This is a genomic window from Niastella sp. (assembly GCF_045805085.1).
Lineage (GTDB): Bacteria > Bacteroidota > Bacteroidia > Chitinophagales > Chitinophagaceae > Niastella.
On sequence record NZ_JBJMLX010000062.1, the window covers coordinates 1 to 8,623 of the forward strand.

Here is an 8,623-nt window from a genome sequence, read left to right on the forward strand (position 1 = left end):
CAATACGCAGGTCATCACCCTTCTTTTGCAGAACCGGTTGTTCAACCGAGCCCGCCTTTATCACATTCAAACCATCGGTAGTCACCAGCTTTTTAGCAGTCACTTCCTGCTCAGGTTTATTAACACAAATATTGGTAGACACATTTATACTTACCTGGGCCTGATGTGTTCTGTTATCGTTCGCCTGCAACGTTACCGAAATATAGGAAACTGGGCGGGTCAATATAGTCCAGCTATTTAACAGCAAAGGTGAGGTGAATTGCACCTGCAGGTTAACAGGCCCACACGCATACTGATAAATAGTGCGGGTAGCAGTAACAGTTACGCCTTTCCATTGAGCAGTAGCTGCCGATGACGTTTCCTCCCCCATAAAACGATAGTTTTGGCCATCGACCGTACACCAGCCGGTCATAGGCTGATCAGCGCCCGTCCAGTGTTTGGTAGAACCGGCGGTAAGGTCATCGGTAAACGACCAGATGCTGAAATACGGATCATGGGTGATCAACGGGTAGGCAGGCATTTTTTTTACCTGTGCTGACATAACAATTGAAAAAAGCAAAAAAACAGGCAGTAAAATGGTATTTTTCATATGCGGGAAAGGTAATTAGTGTGATAACAACCGAAAAGGATGAGGCCGGAATATTGCATGAGTTTAACATGCAGTTTAAAATCATGACCGAATTTAAGGAGTTAGCAAATTAAAAACAGATTAAGAGTAAAAAAATCTTGTTATAAAATGAATTGGCACACTTCCTCTACCGATGCTATTTTAAAGGAATTTCAAAGCAACATGGATGGCCTGCCGGATGACGAAGCCGCTAAACGAATTCAGCAGTATGGCCCTAACCAGTTGCAGGAAAAGAAAAAGCGACCGGTGTGGTTGTTATTTGCCATGCAGTTCAAAGACGTGATGATACTGATATTGATGGTGGCGGCCATTGTATCGGGTTTTGTGGGTGACTTAAAAGACACCATCGTAATATTGATAATTATTATCATCAATGCCGTTGTTGGGTTTGTGCAGGAGTTCCGCGCCGAAAAAGCGATCGATGCCTTAAAGCAACTATCGGCCGCCCTGGTACGGGTGCGACGGAACAAACGCGTAACGCAAATTCCCGCAACAGATGTAGTGCCGGGTGATATGGTATTGCTTGAAGCGGGCGATATGGTGGGCGCAGATCTCCGCATCGTGGAAAGCCATGCGTTAAAAATTGAAGAAGCCTCGCTAACCGGCGAATCACAGGCGGTTGACAAATCATCGCGCCCCCTGCAGGACTCAGCAGCGCCCCTGGGCGATCGGACCAATATGGCTTATAAAAGCACGCTGGTTACAGCCGGTAATGGTACCGGCATTGTAGTAGCCACGGGCATGGAAACCGAGATCGGTAAAATTGCCGGCATGCTGCAGGAGAAAGAAGCTACCACGCCGCTGCAACAACGCCTGGCCGATTTCAGTAAAAAATTATCGTTTGTGGTCCTGGGCATTTGTGTGGTATTGTATGGCATTGGCATTCTGCGTGGCCAGGACCCGCTAAACATGTTGCTTACCACTATTTCACTGGCCGTAGCAGCCATTCCCGAAGCATTGCCTGCCGTTATCACCATTGCGCTGGCCCTGGGCGCTAAAAAACTGGTGCGTAAAAACGCCCTCGTAAGAAAGCTGCCCGCTGTTGAAACGCTTGGTTCTGTAACGTATATCTGTACCGACAAAACCGGTACGCTCACGCAAAACCAGATGACAGTGCAGAAAGTCTGGCAGTTCGAACATTTCGATCTTTCCATCCCCGGTATATCAAAAGAACAAACGCTGTTACTGGTTATGAGCCTGAACCACGATGCGCAAAAAGACCATACCGATAACAACAAACGAAAAGGCGATCCTACCGAAGTAGCCCTGGTTGAATATGCCCTGCAACAGGAGGCGTATGACGACAAATGGGAACAGGCCTTTCCCCGCGAACAGGAACTGCCTTTTGATTCGGACCGCAAGATGATGACCACCGTGCATAAAGCAAATGATCAATTTTTAGTGATCACCAAGGGCGCGCTGGAGTCGATATTGAAAATATGTAACACAGGCGATCCCGAACCGATCACGGAACGAAGCAATCAACTGGCCGAAACCGGTCAGCGGGTGATTGCCTACTCCTGTAAACTGGTTCAACAATTACCGAAGGAGGAAGACCAGGCGGCGCTGGAAAGCGATCAATATTTTTGCGGACTGGCAGGCATGATCGATCCGCCGCGGCCCGAAGCGCGGCAGGCCATTGCCGCTTGCAGAACAGCCGGAATAGTACCCGTGCTGATAACGGGAGATCACCCTGTAACAGCAGCCGCTATTGCGCGTGACATGGGTATTCTGAAAAGCGCCGCCGACAGGATCGTCACCGGCGCCGAGCTGGCAAAGTTCTCCGACGAAGACCTCGACGACAACGTGGCGCAGATAAAAGTATACGCCCGCGTTTCGCCCCAACAAAAACTACGCATTGTAAAAGCCCTTCAAAAAAAGGAACAGTTTGTTGCCATGACCGGCGATGGCGTGAACGACGCGCCCGCCTTAAAGCGCGCAAATATTGGTGTGGCGATGGGTATTACCGGTACCGATGTATCAAAAGAAGCGGCCGATATGATCCTGCTGGATGACAATTTCGCCACCATTGTAAAAGCTGTGGAGGAAGGGCGACGTATTTATGATAACATCAGGAAGTTTATTAGATATGTGCTGGCCTGTAATTTTGCCGAAATTCTCACCATCTTCATGGCGCCGGTGGTCGGTTTACCTATTCCGTTATTACCCATTCATATTTTATGGATCAACCTGGTAACAGACAGTTTACCCGGGCTGGCACTGGCCGGCGAAAAAGCGGATACCAAAATTATGCAGCGTCCGCCACGAAACCCTGGTGAAGGCATATTTTCCCAGGGGCTGGGATTTTATACAATTTGGGTTGGCGTATTGATGGCTACCGTTACCCTCATTATGCAGGCATGGGCCATTCATGTGGGTGATGCGCACTGGCAAACTATGGTATTTACCGTGCTTTGCTTTAGCCAGATGGCGCAGGCAATGGTATCACGCAGCGAATACGAATATATTTACCGCATGGGCGTATTTACCAACCGACCGCTGATTGGCGCCATTGCGCTCACCACTATTTTACAAATAGCTATAATCTATCTTCCTTTTTTAAACAGGATCTTTAACACAGCGCCACTAACCATTACAGAACTGGGCTTTAGCGTACTGGTTTCCGCCATCACCTTTCATGCAGTGGAGCTGGAAAAATTCATTAAACGCAGAACGCGAAAAACCAATTAATCTGCCAACATATATGGATAAGGGAACAACAGTACTTTCCAGTTAATTCCGCCATCGGCAGTTATATACAGCTTTTGATCGCCATACATAATACCGTTCTGTTCGTCCTGGAAGTGGATCTTTTTCATGTTGAGGTATTCATACATATTGTCCGAAACCGTATTCCAGGTTACGCCGGTATCAGTACTCTTCATGAGGCTTTCGGTGGTAACGCCATATATCACCGCCTTGTTTACCATGTACGCATGGGTAAGTTTTAAATCGGCAGCAGGCTTTTTCCAGGTTACACCGCTGTCGGGCGAAATGTATACATTCCCTGCATCTTCAATAGCGGCAATACTGCCTTTTGTGCCCACCTGCAAGCCGTTGATTACCCGGTTGGCAATAGCCACCGGTTCAGTCCAGGTACGGCCGGTATCGGTTGTTTTTGAAATAAAGGTGCTGTAGGCGCTGTTCTTATACAACAACATCCAGCCTGTTTTATAATTAACAAATTGCATGTTCAACGGCTGAAAGGCATCATCGTACCAGATCGTACGTTTAGCAGCGTTGGCAGCAATATTAAACTTGTAAAACTGGCGGCTGTCAGCATCCGTATTTGATTTTTGCTGGTAAGCCAGCATAATGTTGTTGCTGTCTATAAAGGCTGCGCATACCAGTTCGGTACTGTAAAAGCCAGCAGTGCTGATTGCCGGGGTAAACGTTTTTGGCGCCACAGCTGCCCAGGTTTTTCCATAATCCAGGGAATAACTTATTACCGGCGCCGCAGACGTACCTGAAGTAAACACCACTAAATTCTTGTTGTAGTTGTATGGGGTCAACTTTGTTTTTGGAAACGCAATACCAGTGTTTGAAAAGTTCAGGAACTGATCGGCTGTTTCAAAATAGTTCTTATCGGAAAACCCTCTTATCCCCACAGTACTATCGAGCCGCACATATTGCAGGGTATTATCCTTTATTATTACTTTGAGCTTTGAATCCAGTATTGGTGTAGTTTGGATGCTCGTTACCATGAACCTGTCTTTATCACCACAGCCCCACGCCACAACACCCATAACTAAAAATAAGTATAGTTTTTTCATAGTTATTTTTTGAAATTCAGATTAACACCCACACTCAGGTTTATTGAACTACAGTTGTATACTTTTTTGGTTGGCATATACAAACCGGCTGTCAGCATTTCCTGGATCAACTCAGGGCTTACCGTCAGTTCGGGTTTATAATATTCGTAATCCAGTTTTACATATAAGTCGCCGGAACGAACCACCATAATACCGGCATCGATTGAATAACTGTTGCCAGTTAAAACTTTACCGTTTGTATTAAAAGGGGCGGTAGCTGATTTATCGTCGGACTTTGGCGTAACATTGTTCGACGAGAAGTTTTCATCAACTCTTATAATGGGAAAAAAGGAGTATTTATTTTTTGTGTAGGCGTTGTACTGCAGTTCAAGTCCTGCTTTATACGAGCGGAACGCTTCGCGTTTGGTTTCACCCAGGTTGGCATTCTTCCAGTAATACTTTAAGCCACCTACCGGCCGAACCCATAACTTGTTTTTCAGAAAAGCTGTTTTAAAACCGATAGAGGCAGCGAGACCGCCCTTGAAAGCTTCTTTAAGATCTGCACCGGGATTGGAGAAACCGGCATCGATATCTACTGCAAACTTCCATTCCTTCTTAACCTTTGGCTTTTTTTGCTTTCCATTATCAAACGTAATCACCGGCGACGCACCTGGCGTTGACGTATGAGGTGCGGGCGCCTCCTGTGCCTGTGCGGCACGTTGGATAAGCAACATAGAAAAGACCCATAGGATACAACGGATACAAAGGGTTTTCATTGGATATTTTTTAATAGTCTTACTACAAAAATAAGATAAATGCGTACTGGTGCTGGCCAGCCGTCATTCATCCCATCTTTACATTTACATTAATCATTATGTGAAAGCTGTTACAGAATCAATACCATAGGCATCAATTCCCCCTTCACTCGTATATTGGTACTTTAGACGCTGTATAAAACGTAAATACCCGTTGTAGTATTGTTGGGGAATTTAATTTCCTATCGTTTTCTTTTGAGCAATAGGGGGTTATGAGTTCAGTTGATGAGTTAACCAGTTGACGAGTTGACCAGTTAACAAGTTGACATGTTAACAAGTTAACGAGAAAGAAAAAGCTTAGGGAAATAAAGCAGGAGGTTGATAGGGTTGAAAAGTTGATAATGTTGATAAAGGGATTGGGGTGATAAGATAACGAGTTGATTGGTTATTGGGTCATTGCACTGAGTCTTTGCTGTCCGGGACCTCGCGATAGCGCATGCTTCCTGGCCGCGTTGCGGCCCTTTGGCCTTTGCCTTTTGCCTCACTATTGCCTACTGCCTTTTTTCTCTGCCCTTTGCCTTTTACTCACTGCCTTTGGGATTCAGCGGTTCATCCTGTTTCCCCGGTTCTTCACTGGGTTCAGGAACAGGGATCTCACCAGGAGAGGTTCCCCCCGGATCTTCTTCAGGCACAATTTCCGGTTCTTCAAACGGACCCGTAGGTTTGCTAGGCACTGTTTCGGGCGTAATTTCCGGTTTTTCAGGTGAAGGTATTTCGGTTGGCTTATCAGGATTTGTTTTCTTGGCCATGGTATTAGTTTAGGGCAGAAATGCAAAAGCCATTCCACGACGCTAAACGCTTAATGCAGAACGCTGAACGCTTAACACAGCAGGCAAAACTTTTCGCTGGCACGATTGTTCCATAATTATTACATGAATTCACAGCCAATATTCCAGGACCGCATCGATGCCGGACTGGCATTGTGCCAGCATTTACACCATTACAAAAATGTTGACGGCGTAACGCTGGCTGTTCCACGCGGTGGCGTTCCGGTTGCATTACCGGTTGCCAAAATTTTACAATTGCCACTCGAGCTCATTCTCTCTAAAAAGATCGGTCATCCCATGCATAAAGAGTTTGCCATTGGCGCCGTAAGCCTCACAGGACAGGTTATTGCGCCTAACGCATTTGCATCGGATGAATATATCCAACAGGAAACCCTGCACATTCGCGAGCAATTAAGGGCCATGTATAAAAAGTTCATGGGCAGTAAACAGCCAACGCCATTAAATGGAAAAGTGGTTATTATAATTGATGATGGTGTTGCCACCGGACACACGTTGCTAAGCACTATTGAAATGATTAAACATGAAAACCCCAAAAAGCTGGTGATCGCCGTCCCTGTTGCATCAAAACAAGCTGCACAAAAACTGAGCGAGGTGGCGGATGAGTTTGTATGTGTATGGATCCCCTCACACTTTCGTTCGGTAGGTGAGTTTTATACAGACTTTGCACAAGTGAGCGATGAGGAAGTTATACAAATGCTTACACCTAACACAAAGGCCTGAGAAATGCTTGTGCCTTGCTTTGCACGCCGTCCGCGTGTCGCTGAAGCTTTAGCGGAGGCGCAAGCTTTAGCGTAGGCAGGAACCTTGTTCCTTGTGCCTTATCTTATACCTTAACCGTGCTCGTTATTTGATCGGGTAATCCATGCTCCAACTGGACTTGCAGGTGAACCGCTTTTTCCAACTCATCTACAGCCAGGCAGGCGCTTTCATTAAAACTACCCGATCGCCGGTGCACGAACAAAGAATCGCCATACAACGTGAGCCTCATCTCACATACTTTACTTTCTTGTGGAGAAGCAGTAGCATCATCACGCAGAATAATTTCGGCTTTTACAATATCCTTAATGAGATGGGAAAAAGACAACACCTTTTCCTTTATGGGTTTCAATATGGATTCATTTACTTCCGAGTGCGGGGCATGAATCTCAATAATCATTGACTCAAATCGGAATGCCATATAATGTATTATATCCTAAGTTACGATTATAATGCAATAAAACACACGCCCATAGCGGGTTTAATACATATTGTTCAAACAGGAGCAACTTACTCACACATTCATAACAACATGATAGAGAATGCGTTTACTCTTCTTCTTTAACAATGGGTGATAAAGAAGGGAAGATCAATAGTCTTCAAAAGCGGACTTGCCGTTGCCGGTTTTATTAATTCTGACAAGCCATTGCGGCCATATGCGCCCATTACCACAATAGTATGTTGCCGGTCGTACAGATACGCGAATAACTCTTCGGTAGCTTTACCCTGCAATACCTGGAAACCGATACTGGAATAATGTAACCGAAGCCATTTACCCAGATGCTCCTGTTCAGTAACAGGCATATCTTCGTCTTTATTTACCTGTAATACGACGGCCTTTTTATCTGCCAGCTCAGGAAATAAATAAGTAAACTGTTTGATGGCAAAAACAGCGGAGCGGCTGCCATCATAGGCAAAAATGACCTCTTTTATTTCTGCCAGGTTGGTAGGGGCCACCAATACCGGACATTCCGCAGCAGCAAGTACATCCTTTACAAAAGGGGTAGGTGTTTCCTTTGATCTGCTTTCCCGTGTTGCAGATGCTTTTATAATCAACAGATCTGAAAAACGGCTTTCTTCAATAATGGATTCAGCGCCATAGCTGTTATTATTGAATTGCACCTGGCAACGTACGCCTCGTACCGCGCCTATTTTTTTAAACAGCGAAATACTATCTTCCAGTTGTTGTAAGGAAATATTAGGACCTAAACTGTAAACAGGCGGTTCTTCTATATAGGGAGCGCCAAACTCCATTTGTACTTCCGGCGCCTCTTCTTCATAATTACCAAAAAACAAACCGGTTAATGTGGAATGAGAAAGGGTTGCAAAATTGCAGGCAAACTGAATGAGTTCGGCATCAATGTGCGAAGCATCGAGTACCAGCAGGATCTTTTTCATGGTGCTTGATTTTACATCAAAGCTATTCTGCTGGTGGGCTTCTTTGTATGATGTTTATTAGGCGATAAAATGATTATGCTCAGATATCAGTTGTAAGCCGGCAGAAGGCCCTCCTACGCTAAAGCTTCGGCGGGCAAAGCAGAGGGCAGAGACGTGAAACGTGAAAGAACTCGCGACAGGGCAATATTCCTCACTGTTTTCATCTCTCACTTGTTTCATCTTTTCCTCCTTTATCAACTGTATCAACCTTTTCAACCCTATCAACCCCCTACTTTATTTCCCTAAGCTTCTTCTTTCTCGTCACCTTGTTAACTTGTCAACTTGTTAACTTGTCAACTCATCAACTTGTTAACTTGTCAACTCATCAACTTGTTAACTCGTCAACTGGTCAACTCGTCAACTGATCAACTACCCAAAACCACATCCCAATCCTTCCAAACCGGCTCATAGCCTACGGAGGAGATAACGCGGGCCATTTCGGCCGGA

General features: G+C 45.5%; 8 protein-coding genes. 2 read left to right on the forward strand and 6 right to left on the reverse strand.

The features are described from left to right. Nucleotides 1–589: DUF4964 domain-containing protein (locus tag ACJ751_RS02530; RefSeq protein WP_407743804.1), on the reverse strand; the 589-nt coding region annotated here is incomplete at its 3' end. Between the two features lie 147 nt (nt 590–736). On the opposite strand from ACJ751_RS02530, the gene ACJ751_RS02535 reads away from it, so the two are divergent. Further along, the gene (locus ACJ751_RS02535; protein WP_407743805.1) at nt 737–3,319 is read left to right on the forward strand and encodes a calcium-translocating P-type ATPase, PMCA-type; all 2,583 of its coding nucleotides are present in this window, start codon (nt 737–739) and stop codon (nt 3,317–3,319) included. Here the strand turns inward: ACJ751_RS02535 and ACJ751_RS02540 are convergent. The 3 genes from ACJ751_RS02540 to ACJ751_RS02550 form a co-directional block, all read right to left on the reverse strand. Continuing rightward, nucleotides 3,316–4,401: a hypothetical protein gene (locus ACJ751_RS02540; RefSeq protein WP_407743806.1), complete on the reverse strand. Its 1,086-nt coding sequence runs from the start codon at nt 4,399–4,401 to the stop codon at nt 3,316–3,318. The genes ACJ751_RS02535 and ACJ751_RS02540 overlap by 4 nt on opposite strands. A gap of 2 nt (nt 4,402–4,403) precedes the next feature. Continuing rightward, nucleotides 4,404–5,156 carry a hypothetical protein gene (locus ACJ751_RS02545; RefSeq protein WP_407743807.1) on the reverse strand — a complete coding sequence of 251 codons (753 nt, stop codon included), beginning with the start codon at nt 5,154–5,156 and terminating at the stop codon, nt 4,404–4,406. Between the two features lie 560 nt (nt 5,157–5,716). Beyond that, entirely contained in the window at nt 5,717–5,944 is a 228-nt protein-coding gene (locus ACJ751_RS02550; RefSeq protein WP_407743808.1) for a hypothetical protein, read from the reverse strand. A gap of 123 nt (nt 5,945–6,067) precedes the next feature. Here ACJ751_RS02550 and ACJ751_RS02555 point away from each other — a divergent pair, with 123 nt between their 5' ends. Continuing rightward, nucleotides 6,068–6,703: a phosphoribosyltransferase gene (locus tag ACJ751_RS02555; RefSeq protein ID WP_407743809.1), complete on the forward strand. Its 636-nt coding sequence runs from the start codon at nt 6,068–6,070 to the stop codon at nt 6,701–6,703. A gap of 103 nt (nt 6,704–6,806) precedes the next feature. Here the strand turns inward: ACJ751_RS02555 and ACJ751_RS02560 are convergent, their stop codons facing one another. Together ACJ751_RS02560 and ACJ751_RS02565 are read right to left on the reverse strand one after the other, a co-directional pair. Continuing rightward, nucleotides 6,807–7,160 carry an HPF/RaiA family ribosome-associated protein gene (locus tag ACJ751_RS02560; protein ID WP_407743810.1) on the reverse strand — a complete coding sequence of 118 codons (354 nt, stop codon included), beginning with the start codon at nt 7,158–7,160 and terminating at the stop codon, nt 6,807–6,809. Between the two features lie 140 nt (nt 7,161–7,300). Continuing rightward, entirely contained in the window at nt 7,301–8,137 is an 837-nt protein-coding gene (locus tag ACJ751_RS02565) for a hypothetical protein (RefSeq protein ID WP_407743811.1), read from the reverse strand. Nucleotides 8,138–8,623: the final 486 nt, after the last annotated feature.

Bases quoted from the DNA above. Each gene is read 5' to 3' on its own strand.
- ACJ751_RS02535 (WP_407743805.1), top strand. From the start codon at position 737: ATGAATTGGCACACTTCCTCTACCGATGCTATTTTAAAGGAATTTCAA.
- ACJ751_RS02540 (WP_407743806.1), bottom strand. From the start codon at position 4,401: ATGAAAAAACTATACTTATTTTTAGTTATGGGTGTTGTGGCGTGGGGC.
- ACJ751_RS02545 (WP_407743807.1), bottom strand. From the start codon at position 5,156: ATGAAAACCCTTTGTATCCGTTGTATCCTATGGGTCTTTTCTATGTTG.
- ACJ751_RS02550 (WP_407743808.1), bottom strand. From the start codon at position 5,944: ATGGCCAAGAAAACAAATCCTGATAAGCCAACCGAAATACCTTCACCT.
- ACJ751_RS02555 (WP_407743809.1), top strand. From the start codon at position 6,068: ATGAATTCACAGCCAATATTCCAGGACCGCATCGATGCCGGACTGGCA.
- ACJ751_RS02560 (WP_407743810.1), bottom strand. From the start codon at position 7,160: ATGGCATTCCGATTTGAGTCAATGATTATTGAGATTCATGCCCCGCAC.
- ACJ751_RS02565 (WP_407743811.1), bottom strand. From the start codon at position 8,137: ATGAAAAAGATCCTGCTGGTACTCGATGCTTCGCACATTGATGCCGAA.